General features: G+C 74.3%; 18 protein-coding genes and 1 pseudogene. 11 read left to right on the top strand and 8 right to left on the bottom strand.

Annotated features, from left to right (window positions below):
* The first annotated feature begins 68 nt into the window (after positions 1–68).
* Entirely contained in the window at positions 69–890 is an 822-nt protein-coding gene (fdhD, locus tag PUR61_RS30495) for a formate dehydrogenase accessory sulfurtransferase FdhD (protein ID WP_329882726.1), read from the top strand.
* Between the two features lie 53 nt (positions 891–943).
* Here the strand turns inward: fdhD and PUR61_RS30490 are convergent, their stop codons facing one another.
* Positions 944–2131, bottom strand: coding sequence for a macrolide family glycosyltransferase (locus PUR61_RS30490; RefSeq protein ID WP_329882725.1), 1188 nt, complete (start codon positions 2129–2131; stop codon positions 944–946).
* A gap of 128 nt (positions 2132–2259) precedes the next feature.
* Between PUR61_RS30490 and PUR61_RS30485 the strand changes: the two genes are divergently transcribed.
* Positions 2260–2904 carry a TetR/AcrR family transcriptional regulator gene (locus tag PUR61_RS30485; protein ID WP_329882724.1) on the top strand — a complete coding sequence of 215 codons (645 nt, stop codon included), beginning with the start codon at positions 2260–2262 and terminating at the stop codon, positions 2902–2904.
* Positions 2905–2906: 2 nt separating this feature from the next.
* Here PUR61_RS30485 and PUR61_RS30480 read toward each other — a convergent pair whose 3' ends face one another.
* The 4 genes and pseudogenes from PUR61_RS30480 to PUR61_RS30465 all read right to left on the bottom strand — a co-directional run bounded on the left by PUR61_RS30480 (position 2907) and on the right by PUR61_RS30465 (position 8047).
* Positions 2907–3266 (bottom strand): hypothetical protein, encoded by a 360-nt coding sequence (locus tag PUR61_RS30480; RefSeq protein WP_329882723.1) that lies wholly within the window; start codon positions 3264–3266, stop codon positions 2907–2909.
* A gap of 816 nt (positions 3267–4082) precedes the next feature.
* Positions 4083–5219, bottom strand: a pseudogene (locus PUR61_RS30475) (diguanylate cyclase domain-containing protein); the annotation flags it as partial.
* A gap of 577 nt (positions 5220–5796) precedes the next feature.
* The gene (locus tag PUR61_RS30470) at positions 5797–6954 is read right to left on the bottom strand and encodes an adenylate/guanylate cyclase domain-containing protein (protein WP_443035263.1); all 1158 of its coding nucleotides are present in this window, start codon (positions 6952–6954) and stop codon (positions 5797–5799) included.
* Positions 6955–7156: 202 nt separating this feature from the next.
* The gene (locus PUR61_RS30465; RefSeq protein ID WP_329882721.1) at positions 7157–8047 is read right to left on the bottom strand and encodes a biotin--[acetyl-CoA-carboxylase] ligase; all 891 of its coding nucleotides are present in this window, start codon (positions 8045–8047) and stop codon (positions 7157–7159) included.
* Between the two features lie 212 nt (positions 8048–8259).
* Here PUR61_RS30465 and PUR61_RS30460 point away from each other — a divergent pair, with 212 nt between their 5' ends.
* The 6 genes from PUR61_RS30460 (at position 8260) to PUR61_RS30435 (ending at position 14302) form a co-directional block, all read left to right on the top strand.
* The gene (locus PUR61_RS30460) at positions 8260–9840 is read left to right on the top strand and encodes an acyl-CoA carboxylase subunit beta (protein ID WP_329882720.1); all 1581 of its coding nucleotides are present in this window, start codon (positions 8260–8262) and stop codon (positions 9838–9840) included.
* Positions 9841–9875: 35 nt separating this feature from the next.
* Positions 9876–10097, top strand: a complete 222-nt coding sequence (locus PUR61_RS30455) for an acyl-CoA carboxylase subunit epsilon (protein WP_329882719.1) — start codon at positions 9876–9878, stop codon at positions 10095–10097.
* Between the two features lie 151 nt (positions 10098–10248).
* Entirely contained in the window at positions 10249–10374 is a 126-nt protein-coding gene (gene mmpB / locus PUR61_RS30450; RefSeq protein WP_329882717.1) for a morphogenic membrane protein MmpB, read from the top strand.
* 49 nt (positions 10375–10423) lie between these two features.
* Positions 10424–11023, top strand: a complete 600-nt coding sequence (locus PUR61_RS30445; protein ID WP_329882716.1) for a nucleoside triphosphate pyrophosphatase — start codon at positions 10424–10426, stop codon at positions 11021–11023.
* Positions 11024–11446: 423 nt separating this feature from the next.
* Positions 11447–12265: a hypothetical protein gene (locus PUR61_RS30440; RefSeq protein ID WP_329882715.1), complete on the top strand. Its 819-nt coding sequence runs from the start codon at positions 11447–11449 to the stop codon at positions 12263–12265.
* 264 nt (positions 12266–12529) lie between these two features.
* Positions 12530–14302, top strand: coding sequence for an acetyl/propionyl/methylcrotonyl-CoA carboxylase subunit alpha (locus PUR61_RS30435; RefSeq protein ID WP_329882714.1), 1773 nt, complete (start codon positions 12530–12532; stop codon positions 14300–14302).
* Positions 14303–14373: 71 nt separating this feature from the next.
* Here PUR61_RS30435 and PUR61_RS30430 read toward each other — a convergent pair whose 3' ends face one another.
* Together PUR61_RS30430 and PUR61_RS30425 are read right to left on the bottom strand one after the other, a co-directional pair.
* Positions 14374–15339 (bottom strand): DeoR/GlpR family DNA-binding transcription regulator, encoded by a 966-nt coding sequence (locus tag PUR61_RS30430; protein WP_329882789.1) that lies wholly within the window; start codon positions 15337–15339, stop codon positions 14374–14376.
* A 236-nt stretch (positions 15340–15575) separates the two neighbouring features.
* Positions 15576–17030: an NAD(P)H-quinone dehydrogenase gene (locus tag PUR61_RS30425; RefSeq protein ID WP_329882713.1), complete on the bottom strand. Its 1455-nt coding sequence runs from the start codon at positions 17028–17030 to the stop codon at positions 15576–15578.
* Between the two features lie 78 nt (positions 17031–17108).
* Between PUR61_RS30425 and PUR61_RS30420 the strand changes: the two genes are divergently transcribed.
* The 3 genes from PUR61_RS30420 to PUR61_RS30410 all read left to right on the top strand — a co-directional run bounded on the left by PUR61_RS30420 (position 17109) and on the right by PUR61_RS30410 (position 20696).
* Positions 17109–17546, top strand: coding sequence for a gamma-glutamylcyclotransferase (locus PUR61_RS30420; RefSeq protein ID WP_329882712.1), 438 nt, complete (start codon positions 17109–17111; stop codon positions 17544–17546).
* A 352-nt stretch (positions 17547–17898) separates the two neighbouring features.
* Complete coding sequence (locus tag PUR61_RS30415; protein ID WP_329882711.1) at positions 17899–18720, top strand: purine-nucleoside phosphorylase; 822 nt, start codon at positions 17899–17901, stop codon at positions 18718–18720.
* Positions 18721–18980: 260 nt separating this feature from the next.
* Positions 18981–20696 carry a phospho-sugar mutase gene (locus tag PUR61_RS30410; protein ID WP_329882710.1) on the top strand — a complete coding sequence of 572 codons (1716 nt, stop codon included), beginning with the start codon at positions 18981–18983 and terminating at the stop codon, positions 20694–20696.
* Positions 20697–20844: 148 nt separating this feature from the next.
* Here PUR61_RS30410 and PUR61_RS30405 read toward each other — a convergent pair whose 3' ends face one another.
* On the bottom strand, positions 20845–21522 hold the full coding sequence (locus PUR61_RS30405; protein ID WP_329882709.1) for a PH domain-containing protein: 678 nt from the start codon (positions 21520–21522) through the stop codon (positions 20845–20847).
* Positions 21523–21581 lie beyond the last annotated feature (59 nt).

Here is a 21581-nt window from a genome sequence, read left to right as displayed (position 1 = left end):
GACGGCGCAGACCGCGCGGACGGCACGGACCGACAGGCAGACCGACGGACACAGGAGGCGGCGACACGATGACGCGGGCGACTGCGCGGCGGCGGGTGGTCCGGCTGCGGGGGGACGGGCGGAGCACCCGGCCGGATGCGCTGGCGGCCGAGGAGCCGCTGGAGATCCGGCTCGGCGGCGAGCCGCTCACGGTCACCATGCGCACCCCGGGCCAGGACTTCGACCTGGTGGCGGGCTTCCTGGTCGGCGAGGGTCTGGTGCACACCTCCGAGGACCTCGCGGCACTGCGCTACTGCGCCGGCACCGACGAGGCCGGCGCCAACACCTACAACGTGGTGGACGCGACGCTGCGCGGCGCCGGGGCGCTGCCGCTCTCCGCCCACCGCAACCTGCTCACCACCAGCGCCTGCGGCCTCTGCGGCCGGGACACCGTGGACGCCGTCCGCACCCACGTCCGCCACCCGGTCGCCGACGACCCGCTGACCGTCCCGCCCGCGCTGCTGTACGGGCTGCCGGACCGGCTGCGGGCCGCCCAGCGGACCTTCGACTCCACCGGCGGCCTGCACGCGGCCGGCCTGTTCGACGGCGTCAGCGGCGAACTGCTCTGCGCCCGCGAGGACGTCGGCCGGCACAACGCCGTCGACAAGGTGGTCGGCTGGGCGCTGCGCGCGGGACGGCTCCCGCTGACCGGGCACGTGCTCCTGGTCAGCGGCCGGGCCTCGTTCGAGCTGACCCAGAAGGCGGCGCTGGCCGGCGCCCCGCTGCTGGCCGCCGTGTCGGCGCCGTCCTCGCTGGCGGTGGACCTGGCGGAGGAGCTGGGCCTGACCCTGGTGGGCTTCCTGCGCGGCGAGGGCGCCAACGTGTACACCCGCCCGGACCGGATCGCCTGAGGCCCCGGGCCCGCCCGCGAGGGCGCGCCCGGGGCCCGGATCCCGCCCCCGCGTCAGCGCAGCTCGGCCTCGACCAGGTCGGCCGCGCGGGCGGTGCCGCCCTCGGCGCGCGCCTCGGCGCGGAGCACGTCCAGGCGCGCGGCCACCTCCGGGTCGCCGGTCAGTTCCAGCAGGGCGGCGCGCAGCGCCTCCCCGGTGGCCTGTTCCGTGTCGAGGCGGCGGGCGACGCCCAGCTCCACCAGCTTGTCCGCGTTGCCGAACTGGTCGACGGCCTGCGGCACCGCGATCATCGGCACCCCGTGGTAGAGGCCCTCGCTGCTGCCGCCCATGCCGGCGTGGGTGACGAAGGCGTCGGCCTTCGCGAGCACATCGAACTGCGGCACCCACCGGTGCACCTCGACGTTGGCCGGCACCTCGCCCAGCTCGGCCAGGTCGGTGTGCTTGCCGATCTGGAGCACGACGTGCCAGCCGGGCAGGTCGCCGAAGGCCCGGACGCACTCCCGGTAGAAGGCCGGCTGGTGGGTGAAGGCGGAGCCGAGCGAGACCAGCACCACCTTCTCGGCGCCGTCCGGCCGCTGCCAGCCGCCCTGGTGCGAGCGGTCGCCGAAGCACTGGCCGACGAAGGTGTACCGCGCGGGGTCGACCCGGTCGGCGTTGGGCTGCAGGGCCCGCGGGATCAGGGCGAGGGCGCGGGCCGGGAGGGCCTTGAACTCCTCCGGGTCCCGGACGACGGTGCCGTTCTCGGCCAGCCAGTCGGCGAACCGCCGCAGGTACGCGGGCCCGCCGGGGCCGCTGCGGATCGCCTCGAACACCTCGGCCATGTCCTGCTCGAAGCCCTGCCAGGCGACGTAGGTCGGGGAGAGCTGGAGGGCCGGGACGCCGTGCCCCTCGGCCACCGCCCGCCCGGTGAACCCGGCGATGTCGTACAGCACGAGGTCGGGCCGGTCCTCCTCGAAGAGCCGGCGGACCACCGGGGTCATGGCGACGGCGTCGTCGAGGAAGAGGTTCTGGATCGCCACCGGGTCCTGCAGCCACACCTGGGAGTCGTCGGTGAGGGGCAGCGCGGTCGGGTACGGCACGAGCGTCGCCCCGGTCGCCTCGACGGTCCCGGCGAACGAGGCGTCGTTGACGTAGCTGACCCGGTGGCCGCGGGCGACGAGCTCGGCGACGACGGCGAGGCTCGGGTTGACGTGCCCGTGGGCCGGGATGGAGACCATGGCGATGTGTGCGGAGCGGGTCATGGTGGAGCCCTTCGTCGAGATGGTGAGACGAGACGATCCGTCTCGTCGGAACGCCCTCATCATGGCCTGACGACCCGCCACCTGTCAAGACGAGACGGTTCGTCTCGCTGTAGCGCTAGGATGGCCCCATGTCCCGACAGACCGCGCCCGACCCCAGCCGCCGCAGCCAGCAGAGCCGCGCCGCGATCCTCGCCGCCGCCGCCGACCTGGTCTCCGAGGTCGGCTTCGCCAAGCTCACCATCGAGAAGATCGCCGCCCGTGCCGGAGTCGGCAAGCAGACCATCTACCGCTGGTGGCCGTCGAAGGGCGCGGTCGTCTTCGACGCCTTCCTCGCCGTCAGCGAGGACGCCAGCGGCAGCCTCGCGCTGCCCGACACCGGCGATCTCGCCGCCGACCTGCGCGCCGTCCTGCGCCCGACCGCCGACGAGCTCACCGACCCCGCCTTCGACAACACCGGCCGGGGTCTGATCTCCGAGTACCTGGTCGACCCGGACCTGCTGCGCGAGTACCGCGAACGGCTGCTGGACCCCCTGCTGGAGGTCACCCGCGACCGCCTGCGCAGCGCCCGCACCGCCGGACAGCTCCCGGCCGACACCGACCTCGACCTCGCCGTCGATCTGCTCTACGGGCCGATGTACTACCGCTGGCTGCACGGTCTCGGGGCGGTCGACCACGCGTACGCGGACCGCCTGGTCGCCGCGGTCCTGCGCGCGCTCGGAGCGACGGACGGAGCGGCCGACGGAGCGGCCGACGGAGCGCCGGACGGTGGCTGACCTCAGCGGCGGTTGCGGCGGCGGAGCACCAGCACGACCACGATGATCACGGCGATCACCGTCAGCACCAGCACGGCGCCGATCAGCAGGCCCATCATCCGGCCGAGGCCCTTCTTCTTCTTTTTCTTCTTCTTGGACTTGTCCTTCGACGACTCGGCCAGCCGCGACGCCCCGTGCCGCTCCGCCGACACGCCCGCCGGCCCGGCCGCCGCGGGCACCACGGGGGCGGGCGCCTGCCGGGCCCCTGGGGCTTCCGGGGCCGCGGGGGCCGACCGCACCACCGGGGCCGCCGAGGCCGCCGGCGCGGCGGCGAGCGCGCCGCCGCCGAAGGCGAGCACCGCGGAGAGGACGAGGCCCGTCAACCGAGCGCGCATAGGAGTCAACCCCCGAGAATCCGATCCGGCGCGGCCCCGACGGCCCGCCGACCGCGGACACCATCCCACGCCCGCCCCACCGCGCCCAGTCCCGCAACGCCCTCGCCACCGGACCGCGACCGGCTCGGAACAGACCGGTCACCGAACCGCCACACCGCGCCGACGGCCCGGCCCCGCCCGCCCTTCGCCCGCCCGCCGATCCCCCGCCTCCGGCCCTCAGCTCACCGGGGGCGAGGCCGGGCCGGCGAGGGCGACGGCGACCAGGGAGCGCAGCGCCGCGGCGACCTGGCCCAGCGGGAGGGTGGCATCGTCCGCGAACAGCTCCAGCAGCCACCCGCCGGCCGCGTTCTGGCCGCCGGCCGCGACCATCCCGCGGTAGCCGGAGACCACCAGCATGGCCTCCTCCGCCGGGTCGTTGCCCGCCGCGCCGGCCCGCAGGGCGAAGGCCCCGCCGCGTACGGCCCGGCGGGTCATCGGGTAGTGGCGCAGGTCGAAGACGGCGTCCGGGGCCTCGATCTGGGCCCGCTGCGTCTCCGCCCGGGTGCTGCTCGGCCCGCTGGTCATCCGGTAGACGGCGTGCTGCGCGGTGCGCATCAGCTGCGAGCCGGGCGGCACGTACGAGATCCACCAGCCGACCGCGTCCAGCAGCCGGGCCGAGATCTCGGCGACGACGGCCAGCTTGCCGATGGTGTCCGCGGGGTGCACGGAGCGGGTGGTGCCGTGCTGGTCGAGCGCGGCGAGCACCGCGGTGAGCAACTGCCCCGGGTCGGCACTGTGCGCGGCGCCGCGGAAGCGCCGCCGGTCGCCGGAGCCGGCCCGGCCGCCGGGTCGGCCGCGCCCGTCGGCACGGTGGTGCGGGTCCGCGGCGTCGGCGAGCAGCACCGTCGGGTCGGGCGAGAAGCCCGGGCCGTGGCTGCGTCCGGCGACCACCGGGTGGGCGGCGCGGGCGGCCTTGGCCCGGTACTGGGCGGCGTCGGCGAGCCGGAAGAGCCGGTCGGGGGTGGTGACCGGGCCGATCGAGTCACCGGTGGAGGCGACCCCGCAGGCGACGCCCTCGCCCTCGGCCAGGGCGAGCGCCCGGGCGCACAGCTCCTCGGCGACGGCGACCACCTCGTCCGCCTTCTGGCCCTCGGCGAGCAGGCAGAACTCGTCACCGCCGAGCCGGGCGGCGAGGCTGCCGGGGAGCTTGGCGGCGGCCAGCGACAGCTGGTGGGCGAAGCGCTCCAGCAGCCGGTCGCCCACCTCGTGGCCGAGCTGGTCGTTGACCCGCTTCAGGCCGTTGACGTCGCAGACCACCAGCGAGACCACGGTGTTGCCCCGGTTGTGGGCCTCCAGCGCGCTCTCCAGCCGCGCGTCCACCGCACGCCGGTTGGCCAGACCGGTGAGCGGGTCGGAGAAGGCGAGCTTGCGCAGGTCGGCGAGGCGTTCGGTCTGGGCGAGGCCGGCCGAGATCTGGGCGGCGAGCAGGGTGGCGTAGTCGGCGTCCGCGTCGGTGAACTCGGCCGACCCGGTGGCCCGGGCGAGGTAGAGCTCGCCCCAGGCCTGCCCGTGCAGGACGATCGGCGCGACCACGCAGCAGGCCCGCCCGCGCCGGCGCAGCGCGGCGGCGCGTTCCTGGCAGTACGCGCCTGCGGTCGGGTGCGCGTGCCCGGGGTGCGGCTGGCTGTTGTCGGCGGTCTGGACCCAGGCGCGCGGCAGCCGGCCGGTGGTCCAGCGCTCCTCCAGGTAGGTGACGATCTCGGGGAAGTCGGCCACCGGGTAGGACTCGTCCTCGGGCAGCTCCTCCTCCCCCGGCGAGAGTTCCCCGTGGTTGACCAGGACCCGCAGCCGGCCGGACTCGCGGTCCCAGACCGAGACGGCGGCCATCGTGGCGCCGAGTGCCTCGGTGGCGCGCGCGGCGGCGGCCCGGACGGCCTCCAGCGGGGTGAGCGCCCCGGCCATGTCCTGGGCGAGTTCGACCACGGAGGTCAGCCGCGTGTCGGGGGCCCCGGGGGCCGGCGGCTGCTGCGTCCGGTCGCAGTCGCAGCCGCGGTCCGTCATGATCGCCTCACTGCTCACCGGCTCGCCTCGCTCCCTGTGCTCGGTCCTGCTCGGTCCCCTGCGACGGGCCGCCCGGCCCGCGCCCCGGGGACCCCGCCCCCGGGAACCGCACCCATTCGGCCGCTTGCACCAAGACTATGGCGGTTTCCTTCGGTTATGCCCCGTTTGTCGAAGAGGATCCGCAGGGCAGTACGACTTTCAACCGTTCGGCTTGCGGCAAGACCGTGCCCGGCCCGGGCAGGTTCTACTCCGCCGGGCGGCGCCCCGCTCCGCCCGTACGGCGCTCGACGGCGTTCCGCGCCACCCCCGCACCACCCGGCCACGCCCCACGGGCACCCACGACGGCCGTTCTCCCGAACCGTTCAGGCAGCTCCGAAAGCCTCCGCCCGCTCCGAAAGCGTCGGACAGCTCCGGCAGCTCCGGCCACTGCGCATCGTCACGGCCGCGCCGAACCCGTTCCGGCCTGCCGAACCGGGCCCTACTCCGCCCGCAGCCGCCGGGAGAGCAGCCACGGCTCGACCAGCCCGAGCCCGCGCACCGGACGGCGCCACATCGGCTGGAGGTTGAACCGGTGCCCGGTGTCCGGGGCGCCCGCCGGCCGCGAACCGGCCGCCGCCGCGAGCGCCTCGGCCAGGCCGGGCCCGTCGACGTCGGCGGGCGCGACACTGCCGTTCTGCTCCAGCGCGACGGCGAACTCACCGTCGATCAGCACCGCGTCCTTCGGGGCGATCGAGGTGAGCCGGCTGGCCAGGTTGACCGTGGTGCCGAAGACGTCGCCCATCCGCGAGGTGACCGTGCCGAACGCCATGCCCACCCGCAGCGCGGGAATGCTGTCGTCCTCGGCCAGCGCCTCGATCAGGCTGAGCGCGATCTCGGCTGCCGTCACCGGGTCCTCGGAGACGTAGAGGATCTCGTCGCCCAGCGTCTTGATCACCCGGCCGCCCTGGCCGGCGATCAGGTCGGAGCAGGTGTTCTCGAACGTCTCGACCAGCTCGCCGAGCTCCTCCTCCTCCAACCGCCGGGAGAGCCGGGTGAAGCCGACCAGGTCGGCGAAGCCCACGGCGAGCCGGCCGCTGGTGATCTCGTTGTCCTCCGCGGCCTGCACCACACGGCCGGTGACGGCGGCCAGCTGGCGGCGCCAGACGTACACCAGGAACTGCTCCAGCTCCGGAAGCAGCAGCTCGACCAGCGGGTACGCGACGTCGGCGCGGGTCAGACCGGGTTCGACGGACTGGGTGAGGTTCTCCAGGAAGGTGTCCATCTGCCAGCCGGCCAGCCGGGCCGTGGTCTGACCGGTGGAACGCGCCACCTGGATCGCCATCGCCTCGCTCAGCAGCCCCGACTCGACCAGCCCGGACAGCCTGCGCAGAGCGATCACGTCACCGTCGGTCAGCGCCCGGGACTGCCCGATGTCCGGGAAGCCCATCGCCCGCCAGAACCGGGTGGCCAGGTCCATCGGGACGTCGGCCGCCCGCGCGGCCTGGTACGGGGTGTAGCGTCGCGGCGCGTCCAGGATCAGGCGTTCCAGGTCGAGGGCGACCGTCTGGTCGTGGGGGCCCGTCTGGTCGTGGGGGCCCGCCGCGCCGCCGTTGCTGCCGTCCTCTGCCACCGGTCCGTCCCCGTGCGGTCGCCGCACTCGCCTCGTGTCCTGCCTGTCCGGGCGCGCCCGCCACCCCGGCGGGCAGTGGCGCGCCTCACACTGCTGCCAGGTGGAATATTCGCACGGAATCCCGCGATCCGGGGCATCCGCCCGGGTCAAGGGGTGGTGAAGACTCCCGTCGGCCCGGGCGGTTCCGCGCTCCGGCGCCGCTCCCCGGCGCCGGACCGGCCGGCCGCCGTCAGCGCGGCTCCGGCCGCACGTGGACGACGTCGCCCGCGCCGACCGGCCGCCGCGAACCGTCGGGCGTCCGGACCACCAGCCGGCCGTCCCCGTCGATCGCCACCGCCTCGCCGGCCAGTTCGCGGTCGCCGGGCAGCAGCACCCTGACCTCCCGGCCGAGCGTGGTGCACCGGTCCGCGTACGCGCTCAGCAGTCCGCTGGCGTGCGGGTCGCCGGCGGCGTCCGTCCACTCCCGGTACAGGCCGGCGAACTCGCGCAGCAGCGCGCGCAGCAGCGTGGACCGGTCGGTGACGGCGGCACCGGCCAGGACCAGCGACGCGGCGGTGGGGACGGGCAGCTCGGACGCGCGCAGCGAGACGTTGACGCCCAGACCGGCGACCACCGCGCCGCCGCCGAGCTCGGTGAGGATGCCGCCCAGCTTGCGCTCCGCCCCGTCGATCCCGACCTGGAGGTCGTTGGGCCACTTCAGGCCGACCTCCACCTCGGCGACCCGGCTCAGCGTGCTCGCCGCCGCGACACCGACCAGGATCGGCAGCCAGCCGTACCGCTCGACGGGTACCCCGTCCGGGCGAAGCAGGACGGAGAAGAAGAGCCCCGAACGGGCGGGCGCCGTCCACTGCCGTTCCAGCCGTCCGCGCCCGGTCCGCTGCGCCTCGGCGACCAGCACCGCGCCCTGCGGGGCGCCGTCCCGGGCCCGGGCGGCGAGGTCGGTGTTGGTGGAGCCGGTCTCGTCGACGACGTCCAGCCCGGTCCACAACCCGCCCGGGACCAGCAGGTCCCGGCGGAGCGCCTCGGCGTCCAGCGGCGGGCGGTCCAGGTCGGTCCACGGCGACGGCCCGGCATGGCCGAAGCCGCGCAGTCCACTGCGGCGGGGGGTGTCGGAGGTCATGCGGCACACCCTAGAGGCCCTAGGCCGCCCCATTGTCCCGCAGAACGGCGGCCGACCACACTGTGTCGCTGGCCATAACGGGAAACCGTCAGCGATGACTACGCTACCCAACGGTAGTTCGTAGCGCCGCCCTGCCCTCATCCGCGCGGATCCCCACCCGGTCCGCGCGACCCCGAAACAGGTCGCGGCCAAGGAGCAGGGAGAGCCACCGGATGACCGAGGCGCCGTACGACCCGCACACCACCGCCGGCAAGCTCGCCGACCTCCGGCGCAGGCTCGACGAGGCGGTGCACTCCGGTTCCGCCAAGGCGGTGGAGAAGCAGCACGCCAAGGGCAAGCTGACGGCCCGTGAGCGGGTCGCGGACCTGCTGGACGAGGGGTCCTTCGTCGAGTTCGACGAGTTCGCCCGGCACCGCTCGACCAACTTCGGCCAGGAGCGGACCCGCCCGTACGGCGACGGCGTGGTCACCGGGTACGGCACCGTCGACGGCCGTCAGGTCGCCGTCTTCGCGCAGGACTTCACCGTGTTCGGCGGCTCGCTGGGCGAGGTGTTCGGCGAGAAGATCGTCAAGGTCATGGACTTCGCGCTGAAGACCGGCTGCCCGGTGATCGGCATCAACGACTCCGGCGGCGCCCGGATCCAGGAGGGCGTGGTCTCGCTCGGCCTGTACGGCGAGATCTTCCGCCGCAACGTGCACGCCTCGGGCGTGATCCCGCAGATCTCGCTGATCATGGGCCCCTGCGCGGGCGGCGCGGTCTACTCCCCCGCGATCACCGACTTCGTGGTGATGGCCGACCGGACCTCGCACATGTTCATCACCGGCCCCGACGTGATCAAGACCGTCACCGGTGAGGACGTCGGCATGGAGGAGCTGGGCGGCGCGCACACCCACAACACCAAGTCCGGCAACGCGCACCACCTGGCCGCGGACGAGAAGGAGGCGGTCGAGTACGTCAAGAGCCTGCTCTCGTACCTGCCCTCCAACAACCTCTCCGACCCGCCGTCCTTCCCCGAGGAGGCGGACCTCGCGATCACCGACGAGGACCTCGAACTCGACACCCTGGTCCCGGACTCGGCGAACCAGCCGTACGACATGCACCGGGTGATCGAGCACATCCTCGACGACGGCGAGTTCCTGGAGACCCAGCCGCTGTACGCGGGCAACATCATCACCGGCTTCGGCCGGGTCGAGGGCCACGCGGTCGGCATCGTCGGGAACCAGCCGATGGACCTGGCCGGCTGCCTGGACATCGCCGCCAGCGAGAAGGCCGCCCGGTTCATCCGCACCTGCGACGCGTTCAACGTCCCGGTGCTGACCTTCGTCGACGTGCCCGGCTTCCTGCCCGGCACCGAGCAGGAGTGGGACGGCATCATCCGCCGCGGCGCCAAGCTGATCTACGCCTACGCCGAGGCCACCGTCCCGCTGATCACCGTGATCACCCGCAAGGCCTTCGGCGGCGCGTACGACGTCATGGGCTCCAAGCACCTGGGCGCCGACCTCAACCTGGCCTGGCCGACCGCGCAGATCGCGGTGATGGGCGCCCAGGGCGCGGTCAACATCCTGCACCGGCGCGAGCTGGCCGAGGCGGACGACGTCGACACGAAGCGGGCCGAGCTGATCGCCTCCTACGAGGACACCCTGCTCAACCCGTACCTCGCGGCCGAGCGCGGCTACGTGGACGCCGTCATCGCGCCGAGCGAGACCCGCCGGCACATCGTCCGCGGCCTGCGCGCGCTGCGCGGCAAGCGCGAGACGCTGCCGCCGAAGAAGCACGGCAACATCCCGCTGTAGTCGCCCGCTCCGAGAGGATCGCGAGAGGATTGAGCATGGCCCCGATCCACGTGCTGCACGGGCAGCCGACCCCCGAGGAGCTGGCCACCGTCCTGGCGGTGGTCCAGGCCCGGGCCGCCGCCGCGCAGGCCGCCGCCGAGGCGACCCGCCGGGCCGGCGCCGGCCCGGACTCCCCCTGGAACGACCGCGCCCGCCGGCTCCGGACCGCCCCGCGCCCGGGCGCCAACGCCTGGCGCACCTCCGGCTGGGCCGGATAGCAGCACCGGGCGCGCCCCGGGCGGGGCGGCAGGTGCCGGCGAAGCACCTGCCGCCCCGCCCGGCGGCACGCCCGGCGAACGTCCGGATTGCCCCGAAACCTGAGTACGGATACTCAGGCGTCCCGGCAGCCCCGCGGAGCACCCTGGAGGAGTGCTCTGGTCAGATCCCCGCGACGAGCCGTCCCCGGAAGCCCAGCGAATGCAGCGCAGGCTGCACCGGGCCGGCCACGTGCTCGCCGCCCTCACCCTGCTGATCGCCGTTCTGCTGATGCTCTGAACGCGACGCTCCGCCCGGCCGACCGGACCGCCCCTCTACGCTGGTGGGCATGACCGACCGCCGCACCCTCGTGCTCGCCTCCGCCTCCCCCGCCCGCCTCGGGCTGCTGCGCCAGGCGGGCCTCGACCCGCGCGTGGTGGTCAGCGGCGTCGACGAGGACGCCCTCACCGCCGCCACCCCCGCCGAGCTGGCCCTCGTCCTCGCCGAGGCCAAGGCCAAGGCCGTCGCCGCCACACTCACCGACGGCGAACTGGTGATCGGCTGCGACTCGGTGCTGGAGCTGGACGGCCTGGCGCTCGGCAAGCCCGCCGACGCCACCGAGGCGCTGGCCCGCTGGCAGTCGATGCGCGGCCGCGCCGGCGTGCTGCGCACCGGCCACTGCGTCATCGACACCGTCACCGGGCGACAGGCCGCCGCCACGGCCTCCACCACCGTCCGCTTCGGCACCCCCGACGACGCCGAGGTCGCCGCCTACATCGCCACCGGCGAACCGCTGCACGTGGCCGGCGCGTTCACCCTGGACGGCCGCTCGGCGCCGTTCGTCGAGGGCATCGACGGCGACCCGGGCAACGTCATCGGCCTCTCGCTGCCGCTGCTGCGCGGCCTGCTCGCCGAACTGGACGTCCGGATCACCGACCTCTGGGTCTGACGTCGGCCGCCGGCCGGGGCGTTGGCGCCGGAAAGCCCCGGAAACCCGGGACGTCCGGCGACGCGCCGGCCCCAGCAGCTCGGCGCCGCACTTCGAGCCGGGGTAGGGCTTCGGCTGCCTGACCGGGGAGGTCGCGGCGGCGGGCGCCTGCTCGGCATCCGCGCCGAAGCGGGCCGGGCCGCTGAGCGGGACCACGGCGGCGACCGGCGGCGGGCCCGCCGCTCCGCCCGTGCCCGAACTGCTGCACCCGGCCGTCGTCAGTGCGCCAAAGACGAGTGCTATTAACGCCAACTTCCCCGTTGCTTGCCTCATCTGATGCACGCTAGAAGTGCGCTCCGGCACCGTCGACGGTCCGGACCGGGGCCACCGGCCTGCCCACCGCTAGGCTGACCGGCACCGTTCGAACGGGGAGGTGATGGGCGGATGACCGACAGTCTGCTCAACGTGCTGCTGGGGCTGGTCGCCAGCGCACTCAGCGCCACGATCGGGTGGCTCGGCCAGAGCCTGCGCCGAAGACGGCGGCTGGAACGGACCAGGGCCTTCCTCGGCCTGCCGGCCGGCGGCGAGTGCCTGATCGTGGTCAACCGCAGCATCGGCACCGGCGCACATCCCCGCACGGTCACCCGGCGCGACGCCTACGCGCTGATGGAGCTGGCCGCCCTGGTGAAGGAGTGCGGCTCGCAGGCCGACCTGGTCGCGCACGACGCCGCGCCGCGCAGCCTCGGCGCCAAGACCGAACTCTGCTTCGGCGGCCCCGTCTCCAACGACCGGATGGCCGCCCACCTCGCCTGGGGCCTGCCCGGGGTGACGATATCCAGCGGCCCCGAAGCGGCCGACAACGTGATCACTGTCGGCGGCCGCTCCTACACCGCCGACTGGGAAGCCGGGGTCCACGTCCTGCTGGCCCGGCTGGCCACTCCCGGGGGTGGCCGCCCGGTCTTCCTGATCTCCGGCCAGACCGGGGTCGCCAACCAGGCCGGAGTCCGCCACCTCGTGGCGCACCACCGCCGACTGGCCCGCCGCCACGGCGCGGACGGCACGTTCGCCCTCCTCCTGCGGGTGGTCAACCCCCAGGCGTACGGACCGGACGTGGTCGAGCAGGTCGCCGACGTGACCGCCCAGGCCCTGGAGCGCGCGCCCACCCCGGCCGCGCCCGCCGCGACCGCCGGCGCCCCCGCTTCCGCCGCCCCGGCCGCCGGTGCCCCCGCCTCCACCGCCCCCGCCCCGGCGCCGACTCCCTGAGGAACGCCCGGGCGCGGCTCGCGAACCGCCGGAGTGTGGCCAAGCCCACCGCCCCGCCACCGCCCCGCCGGGACACTGCGTCACCGTCCGCAAGCACCGGACGCCCTCCGACCCACCTGCCGTCACCTGCAGAGACTTCCGCCGGGCCGCCCACCACCCGTCCGGACGCATCACCCTCCGTGTGGGATAGTTCACAACCTGGGGCTACTCGCCGGTACTGCCCAGGAATCCATAAACTCAACGAGGTTCAAGAAGGGAGCCACAGTGCGCAAGGTGCTCATCGCCAACCGCGGGGAAATCGCCGTCCGCGTCGCCCGTGCCTGCTCGGACGCCGGTATCGCCAGCGTCGCCGTCTACGCCGAGCCGGACCGGGATGCGCTGCACGTCCGCGCGGCCGACGAGGCTTACGCGCTGGGCGGCGACACCCCCGGCACCAGCTACCTGGACATCGCGAAGGTCCTCCAGGCCGCCGCCGACTCGGGTGCGGACGCCGTCCACCCCGGCTACGGCTTCCTGTCGGAGAACGCCGACTTCGCCCAGGCCGTCCTCGACGCGGGCCTCACCTGGATCGGCCCGCCGCCGCAGGCCATCCGCGATCTCGGGGACAAGGTCACCGCCCGGCACGTGGCGCAGCGCGCCGGTGCCCCGCTGGTGGCCGGCACGCCCGACCCGGTCGCGGGTGCGGACGAGGTCGTCGAGTTCGCCCGGGAACACGGCCTGCCGGTCGCCATCAAGGCGGCCTTCGGCGGCGGCGGCCGCGGCCTCAAGGTCGCCCGCACCCTGGAGGAGATCCCGGAGCTGTTCGAGTCCGCGGTCCGCGAGGCGGTCGCCGCCTTCGGGCGCGGCGAGTGCTTCGTCGAGCGCTACCTGGACAACCCCCGGCACGTCGAGACCCAGTGCCTGGCGGACAAGCACGGCAACGTCGTGGTCGTCTCCACCCGTGACTGCTCGCTGCAGCGCCGGCACCAGAAGCTCGTCGAGGAGGCGCCCGCGCCGTTCCTGACCCCCGAGCAGAACGCCGAGCTGTACCGGTCCTCGAAGGCCATCCTCAAGGAGGCCGGCTACCAGGGCGCCGGCACCTGCGAGTTCCTGGTCGCGCTGGACGGCACGATCTCCTTCCTGGAGGTCAACACCCGTCTGCAGGTCGAGCACCCGGTGACCGAGGAGGTCACCGGCATCGACCTGGTCCGGGAGATGTTCCGGATCGCCGACGGCGAGGAGCTCGGCTACGACGACCCGGAGGTCCGCGGTCACTCCTTCGAGTTCCGGATCAACGGCGAGGACCCGGGCCGTAACTTCCTGCCGGCGCCGGGCACCGTGACGCTGTTCGCCCCGCCGTCCGGCCCGGGCGTCCGACTGGACTCGGGTGTCGAGACCGGTTCGGTCATCGGCCCGGCGTGGGACTCCCTGCTGGCCAAGCTGGTCGTCTCCGGCCGCGACCGCAAGCAGGCGCTGGAGCGGGCGCGGCGCGCGCTGGCGGAGTTCAAGGTCGAGGGCATGGCCACCGCCATCCCGTTCCACCAGGCCGTGGTCACCGACCCCGCGTTCGCCCCCGAGGTGCACGGCGGCGAGGGCCCGTTCCAGGTCTTCACCCGGTGGATCGAGACCGAGTTCGACAACACCATCCCCGCGTTCGCCGGTGCCGCCGGTGACGGCGAGGAGGCCGAGGGCCGGGAGACCGTGGTCGTCGAGGTCGGCGGCAAGCGGATCGAGGTCTCGCTGCCGTCCTCGCTGGGCGTCTCCACCGCCCCGGCGGCCGGTGCGGGGGCCGCGAAGGCCAAGCGCCGGGTGGGTGCCAAGAAGGCCGGTTCGGCCGTCAGCGGTGACACGCTGGCCTCGCCGATGCAGGGCACCATCGTCAAGGTCGCCGTCGAGGAGGGCCAGGTCGTCGCGGAGGGCGAGCTGATCGTCGTCCTGGAGGCGATGAAGATGGAGCAGCCGCTGAACGCCCACAAGGCGGGCACCGTCGTCGGCCTCAAGGCCGAGGTGGGTGCCAGCGTCTCCAGCGGCGCCGCGCTCTGCGAGATCAAGGACTGACGTCCACCCGTTGCGTCACCGGTCCGTACGCCCCCCAGGGTGTGCGGACCGGTGCCGTTTCCGGCGGCGGGTCACCGCCCGCGCGGCAGGCCCAGCTCGGCGAGTCTGGCCGGCAGCGGGCCGCCCGGACCGCCCGGACCCCCGGGGCCGTGGGTGCCCGGGCGGCGCTGGCCGGGCAGCGGGGCGCCGCCCGGGGGCGGGGCCGCCCGGCGGGCCATCGGGCCCGGCTGGGTCTGGTGGACGGGACCGCTGCCGGTGCCGTGCACCGGGGCGTCACCGGTCGGCGGGGTGCCGAGCGGCGCGAGGTCGATCTGCACCCCGCAGTCGGCCAGCGCGTCCAGCTCCCGCGCGGTGGCGTCGTCGGCGGTCGCCTGCTCGTCGGTGACCAGCCGGGTGATGGTCTCGGTCGGGACGGTCTGGAACATGGTGTCCGCGCCGAGCTTGGTGTGGTCGGCGAGGACGATCACCTCGGCGGCCGACTGCACCAACGCCCGGTCCACGCTCGCGGAGAGCATGTTCGTGGTCGAAAGGCCTCGCTCGGCGGTCAGTCCGCTGCCCGAGATGAACGCCTTGGACACCCGCAACCCGTGCAGCGACTGTTCGGCGCCGCTGCCGACCAGGGCGTAGTTGGAGCCGCGCAGCGTACCGCCGGTCATCACCACCTCCACCCGGTTGGCGTGCGCCAGCGCCTGGGCGACCAGCAGCGAGTTGGTGACCACCGTCAGCCCGGGCACCCGGGCCAGCCGGCGGGCCAGCTCCTGGGTGGTGGTACCGGCGCCGACGACAACGGCGTCACCTTCCTCCACCAGGCCCGCTGCGAGATCGGCGATGGCGCTCTTCTCTGCGGCGGAGAGGTGGGTCTTCTGCGGGTAACCGGGTTCGCGGCTGAAGCCGCCGGGGAGCACCGCGCCGCCGTGCCGGCGGTCGAGGAGCCCTTCTGCCTCCAGTGCCCGTACGTCGCGGCGCACGGTCACTTCGGAGGTCTGGACGACGCGGGCCAGTTCCCGGAGCGAGACCGCTCCGTTGGCGCGCACCATTTCGAGGATCAACTGGCGACGTTCTGCTGCAAACACAGAACCGACGGTAACGTGCGTGACCGTCTGCTTTCAGGCGTTTGCTGCTAGTAGCGGGAATTGCTCACGCAAGAGCGGCGCGTGACCGTACAATACGCGCCGTCAGCAACCCGGAACTGCGCCCGCCGTCCGGGTGACGCCCCGGCCTGCGCAAAGGGCGGCCGCCGAACGGCGACCGCCCTCAACTGGGCCCCGGGTGCTCAGGATTCGCCCGCGTCCCGCTTGCGGATGTGGAGCTGACGGGCGGCCTCGGCGGTGGAGCCGGAGACCGACGGGTAGACGGTGAAGGCGCTGGCCACCTGTTCGACGGTCAGATTGGCGTCCACCGCGAGCGAGATCGGGTGGATCAGCTCGCTCGCCCGCGGGGCGACGACCACACCGCCGACCACGATCCCGGTGCCCGGGCGGCAGAACAGCTTCACGAAGCCGTCCCGGATGCCCTGCATCTTGGCCCGCGGGTTGCCGCGCAGCGGCAGCTTGACCTCGACCGCGTCCATCTTGCCGCACTCCACGTCGGCGGCGGTGTAGCCGACGGTGGCGATCTCCGGGTCGGTGAAGACGTTGGAGGCCACGGTCTTCAGGTTGAGCGGCTGCACCGCGTCGCCGAGCGCGTGGTACATCGCGATCCGGCCCTGCATGGCCGCCACCGAGGCGAGCATGAAGACGCCGGTGCAGTCCCCGGCCGCGTACACGCCCGGGGCGGAGGTGCGGGACACCCGGTCGACCTGGATCTGGCCCCAGTCGTTGAGCTTGACCCCGGCCTCCTCCAGGCCCATCTCCGCCGTGTTGGGGATCGAGCCGACGGCCATCAGGCAGTGCGTGCCCTCGATCACCGTGCCGTCGGAGAGGGTCACCTCCACCTTGTCGCCGATCCGCTTGGCGCTCTCGGCCCGCGAGCGGCTCATCACGTTCATGCCGCGACGGCGGAAGACCTCCTCCAGCACCTCGGCGGCGTCCGGGTCCTCGCCCGGCAGCACCCGGTCGCGCGAGGAGACCAGGGTGACGTTGGAACCGATCGCCTGGTACGCACCGGCGAACTCGGCGCCGGTGACGCCGGAACCGACCACGATCAGCTCGCGCGGCAGCTCCTCCAGGTCGTACACCTGGGTCCAGGTCAGGATCCGCTCGCCGTCCGGCTGGGCGTCCGGCAGCTCGCGCGGGTGCGCGCCGGTGGCGATCAGCACCGCGTCGGCGCGCAGCGACTGGACGCTGCCGTCGGGCGCGTCGACCAGCACCTCGCGGGAGCCGTCCACGGCCTGGCCCCCGGTGCCGAGACGGCCGCGGCCGCGCAGCACGGAGACGCCGGCCCGCGTGACGGACTGGGTGATGTCGTGGGACTGCGCGATCGCCAGGCGTTTCACCCGGCGGTTGACCTTGCCCAGGTCCACGCCGACCACCCGGGCCGGGCTGTCGATGTGCGGAGTGTCGTCCGCGACGATGATGCCGAGTTCCTCGTACGAGCTGTCGAAGGTGGTCATCACCTCCGCGGTCGCGATCAACGTCTTCGACGGCACGCAGTCCGTGAGCACCGCCGATCCGCCCAGGCCGTCGCGGTCGACGACGGTCACCTCCGCGCCGAGCTGGGCCGCCACCAGGGCCGCCTCGTATCCGCCGGGTCCGCCACCGATGATCACGATCCGAGTCACGTCCACCATTGTCCCGCACGCCGGGAGCGCTGCCACGCCGGGGTCGGGGCTTCTGCCCGATCGCCCGAGGAACGTAGTCTTCCCCCCATGCCCCTTTACGCCGCGTATGCCACCAACCTCGATGCCCGGCAGATGACCCGCCGCGCCCCGCACTCACCGCTGCGCACCACGGGGTGGCTGTCCGGCTGGCGGCTCACCTTCGGCGGCGAGCAGCTCGGCTGGGAAGGTTCGCTGGCCACGGTGGTGGAGGACGAGAAGGACCAGGTCTTCGTCTCGCTCTACGACGTCGCGCCGATGGACGAGGAGGGGCTCGACCGCTGGGAGGGCGTCCAGCTCGGCATCTACCGCAAGATCAAGCTGCGCGCGCAGACCCTGGACGGCGACGTGCCGGTCTGGACGTACGTGCTCAACGACTACGAGGGCGGCCTGCCCGCCGCCCGGTACCTGGGGCTGATCGCGGACGCGGCGGAGAGCGCCGGCGCCCCCGACGACTACGTCCTGGACCTGCGCCGCCGCCCCTGCTGACCGCTTCCGGGGGCGCGGCCCGGGCACCCCGCCCGCCGGCCGCCTCCCCCCGGGCCCCCGGGGTGGCGGTTCCCCCGCCGCCCGCACTACTCCTCCGGACCGCCCCCCGACCCCTTCGCGGGGCCCGCCCCACCGGCCCGCCGACCGGGCCCGCGGCCCGCTCCGCCCCGCGGCCCGCCCGCCCGTGACGCCCGCCGGGCCCGCGGCTCGCCACCGGGTTTGTGCCTTGCTCCGGGTCGCACCCCCCGCCAGGTGTCCCGGAGCTGTACGTTCACGCCATCCGGGTAACGATCCGGCACGTCGTACCAGGATTTTCTACGCGCGTAGCCGTTTCCCGTCTATCCTCGGTCGTGTGAACGCATCTCCTCAGTCGGTCGTCTCCGCCGACCCCTACGCCGCCGCTCAGGCCGCCGCCGAGCGCCTCCGCGAGCTGACCGGTGCCGAGCGCCACGACGTCGCCCTGGTGATGGGCTCCGGCTGGGTGCCGGCCGCCGAAGCCCTCGGCGAGACGGTCGCGGAGTTCCCGGTCACCGACCTGCCGGGCTTCCCCGCCCCCGCCGTGGCCGGCCACGCCGGCACGATCCGTTCGGTGAAGATCGGCGAGAAGCGCGCGCTGATCTTCCTCGGCCGCAACCACTACTACGAGGGCCACGGCGTCGCCACCGTCGTCCACGGCGTGCGCACCGCCGCCGCGGCCGGCTGCGGGATCATCGTGCTGACCAACGGCTGCGGCGGCCTGCGGCACGGCTGGGTCCCCGGCCAGCCCGTCCTGATCAGCGACCACATCAACCTGACCGCGGACTCCCCGATCGTCGGCGCCAACTTCGTCGACCTCACCGACCTCTACGCCAAGCGGCTGCGCGACCTGTGCCGCGAGGTCGACCCGACGCTCGACGAGGCCGTCTACGTCCAGTTCCGCGGCCCGCACTACGAGACCCCGGCCGAGGTGAACATGGCCCGGGTGATCGGCGGCGAGCTGGTCGGCATGTCGACCACCCTGGAGGCCATCGCCGCCCGCGAGGCCGGCGCCGAGGTGCTCGGCATCTCCCTGGTCACCAACCTGGCGGCCGGCATGACCGGCGAACCGCTCAACCACGCCGAGGTGCTGGAGGCCGGCAAGGCCTCCGCCGAGCGGATGGGCGCGCTGCTGGCGAAGGTCCTCGACCGGATCTGAGCCGCTCCGGCCCGTACCGGACGCCCGCCCCACACCGGGCGTCCGGCGTACGCCGCCCGGGCGACGGGGTCCGCGAGCGACCGTGATCCGTTGATCGACCGATCCGCTGATCACGTCCGCCCGCGGGCCCCGTCCGCATGCGCCCCTCCCCCCGCACGTCCGGCAGAACCCCAGGCACGTCACGCGGAACCCTCCGGCCCCCCGGCCTCGCTCGCCCCTCCGGCCGTACCACCGACGCACTTCCCGATGGAGCTGCAGCCATGACGCAGGCAACCACCACCGACCTCCTCGCCCGGGCCCGGACCTGGCTGGCCGAGGACCCGGACCCGCAGACCCGCGAGGAGCTGTCCGCGCTGCTCGCCGACGCCGAGGACCCGGAGGCCGAGTCCCGGGCGAAGCTCGCCTGGTCCGATCTCGCCGACCGCTTCGCCGGCCGCCTCCAGTTCGGCACCGCCGGGCTGCGCGGCGAACTCGGCGCCGGCCCGATGCGGATGAACCGCGCCGTGGTCATCCGGGCCGCCGCCGGCCTGGTCGCCTACGTCAAGCAGCAGGGCCTCGGCGACCTCGTCGTCATCGGCTACGACGCCCGTCACAAGTCGTACGACTTCGCCCGCGACACCGCCGCCGTGGTGGTCGGAGCCGGCCTTCGCGCCGCGCTCTTCCCGCGCCCGCTGCCCACCCCGGTGCTCGCCTACGCCGTCCGCCACCTCGGCGCCGCCGCCGGCGTGACCGTCACCGCCAGCCACAACCCGCCGCAGGACAACGGCTACAAGGTCTACCTCGGCGACGGCTCGCAGATCGTCCCGCCCGCCGACGCCGGCATCGCCGCCGAGATCGACGCCATCGGCTCGCTCACCGACGTCCCGCTCGCCGGGAGCGGCTGGGAGACCGTCGACGAGTCCGTCGTCGGGGCCTACCTCGACCGGGCCGCCTCCATCGTCGACCCGCACGGCGCGCGCGACCTCGACGTCGTCTACACCCCGATGCACGGTGTCGGCCGCGACACCTTCGTCGCCGCCCTGCGCCGGGCCGGCTTCCCCGCGCCCACCGTGGTCGCCGAGCAGGCCGAGCCCGACCCCGACTTCCCGACCGTCGCGTTCCCCAACCCGGAGGAGCCGGGGGCGATGGACCTCGCCTTCCGCACCGCCTCCTCGGTCGGCCCCGACCTCGTCATCGCCAACGACCCGGACGCCGACCGCTGCGCGGTGGCCGTCCCGGCCAACGGCGGTGCCGGCAGCGGCACCAACGGCTGGCGGATGCTCCGCGGCGACGAGGTCGGCGCGCTGCTCGGTGCCGCACTGGTCGCCAAGCAGGCCGCCGGCACCTTCGCCACCACCATCGTCTCCTCCTCGCTGCTCGGCCGGATCGCCGAGGCCGCCGGGCTCGGTTACGCCGAGACCCTCACCGGCTTCAAGTGGATCTCCCGTGCCGAGGGCCTGCGCTACGGCTACGAGGAGGCGCTCGGCTACTGCGTAGACCCCGAGGGCGTCCGCGACAAGGACGGCATCACCGCCGCCCTGCTGGTCGCCGAACTGGCCGCCACCCTCAAGCGGTCCGGCCGCACCCTCACCGACCTGCTGGACGACCTGGCGCTGGAGCACGGCCTGCACGCCACCGACCAGCTCTCCGTCCGGGTCCAGGACCTCGCGCTGATCGCCGACGCCATGCGCCGCCTGCGCGAGCAGCCGCCCGCCGAGCTGGCCGGGCTGACCGTCACCCGCGCCGACGACCTCACCGAGGGCTCCGCCGACCTGCCGGCCACCGACGGCCTGCGCTACTACCTGGCCGGGGACGCCGTCCGCTCCGCCCGCATCGTGGTCCGGCCCTCCGGCACCGAACCCAAGCTCAAGTGCTACCTGGAGGTCGTCCTCCCGGTCGCCACCGCCGCCGACCTCGCCCCGGCCCGGGAGCGGGCCGCCGCCCTCCTCGCCGCCGTCAAGCGCGACCTGGCCGCCGCCGCCGGCATCGACGCCTGACCGACCGCACGCACGACCGAGCGCCTCCCGGCACGGGCCGGGAGGCGCTCGTCGCGTCCACCCGCCGCGCCCCGCCGGGACGGCGCCGTCCCGGCGGTACGACGAAGGGCCCGCCGGATCGGCGGGCCCTCTCGGTCGGGGGGCGCGGTCAGACCGCGATGATGGTGATCAGGGCCACCAGCCCGGCCAGGGTCGGGGCGATGATCCACCAGCACCAGCGGACCTGCACCGGGCCGGCCGCGTCCGGACGGGAGGCGTTGCGCTCGGCCGTCTCCTGGAGGACGCCGACCACCTGGTCGGACCAGGCCCGGTTCGGGTCCGTCGAGCCCTGCACCGCCGCCCCGGAGGACGCCTGGCCGAAGACCATCCCGAGCCGGGACGCGTGCTGCCGCCCGCCGTGCTCGCGCGCCCGGGCGGCCCGCTTGCGCTGCCGCAGCGACACCGGCACCGCCCACACCTGGAACTTCCGGCCGTCGGCGAGCAGCTCCACCGAGTACCCGGCCCGCAGCGCGTCCACGGCGGCCCACGGCGCGATGATCGTGCGCAGCGGGTTGCGCACCACCAGCCGCCGCTCGTTGGCCAGCACCGCCGGCCGCAGGGTGTACGCGATCACCGGGAGCACGAACACCGGCACGGCGGCCAGGGACACCCACGGCGTCTTGCCGCTCCCGTTGATCGCCGCGTCCCCGATGAGCCACGCCGCCACGGCCAACAACAGCACCCCGGAGATCACGCCGGGAACGGAGCGGTACACGCGGTCGGCGTACACGGGCTCCCCATCGGAGCCGGCCGAGCCCTGGTGGGGCTTGCCGTCGGATTCGGTCATGCCGACGATTCTGCCCCATGCCCCCCGCCGCCCACAGGGTCCGCGATCACGGTTCGGCC

Origin of the sequence: Streptomyces sp. BE20 (assembly GCF_036322525.1) — a bacterium.
GTDB lineage: Bacteria > Actinomycetota > Actinomycetes > Streptomycetales > Streptomycetaceae > Kitasatospora.
This window is presented reverse-complemented; position numbering and strand designations above follow the sequence as displayed.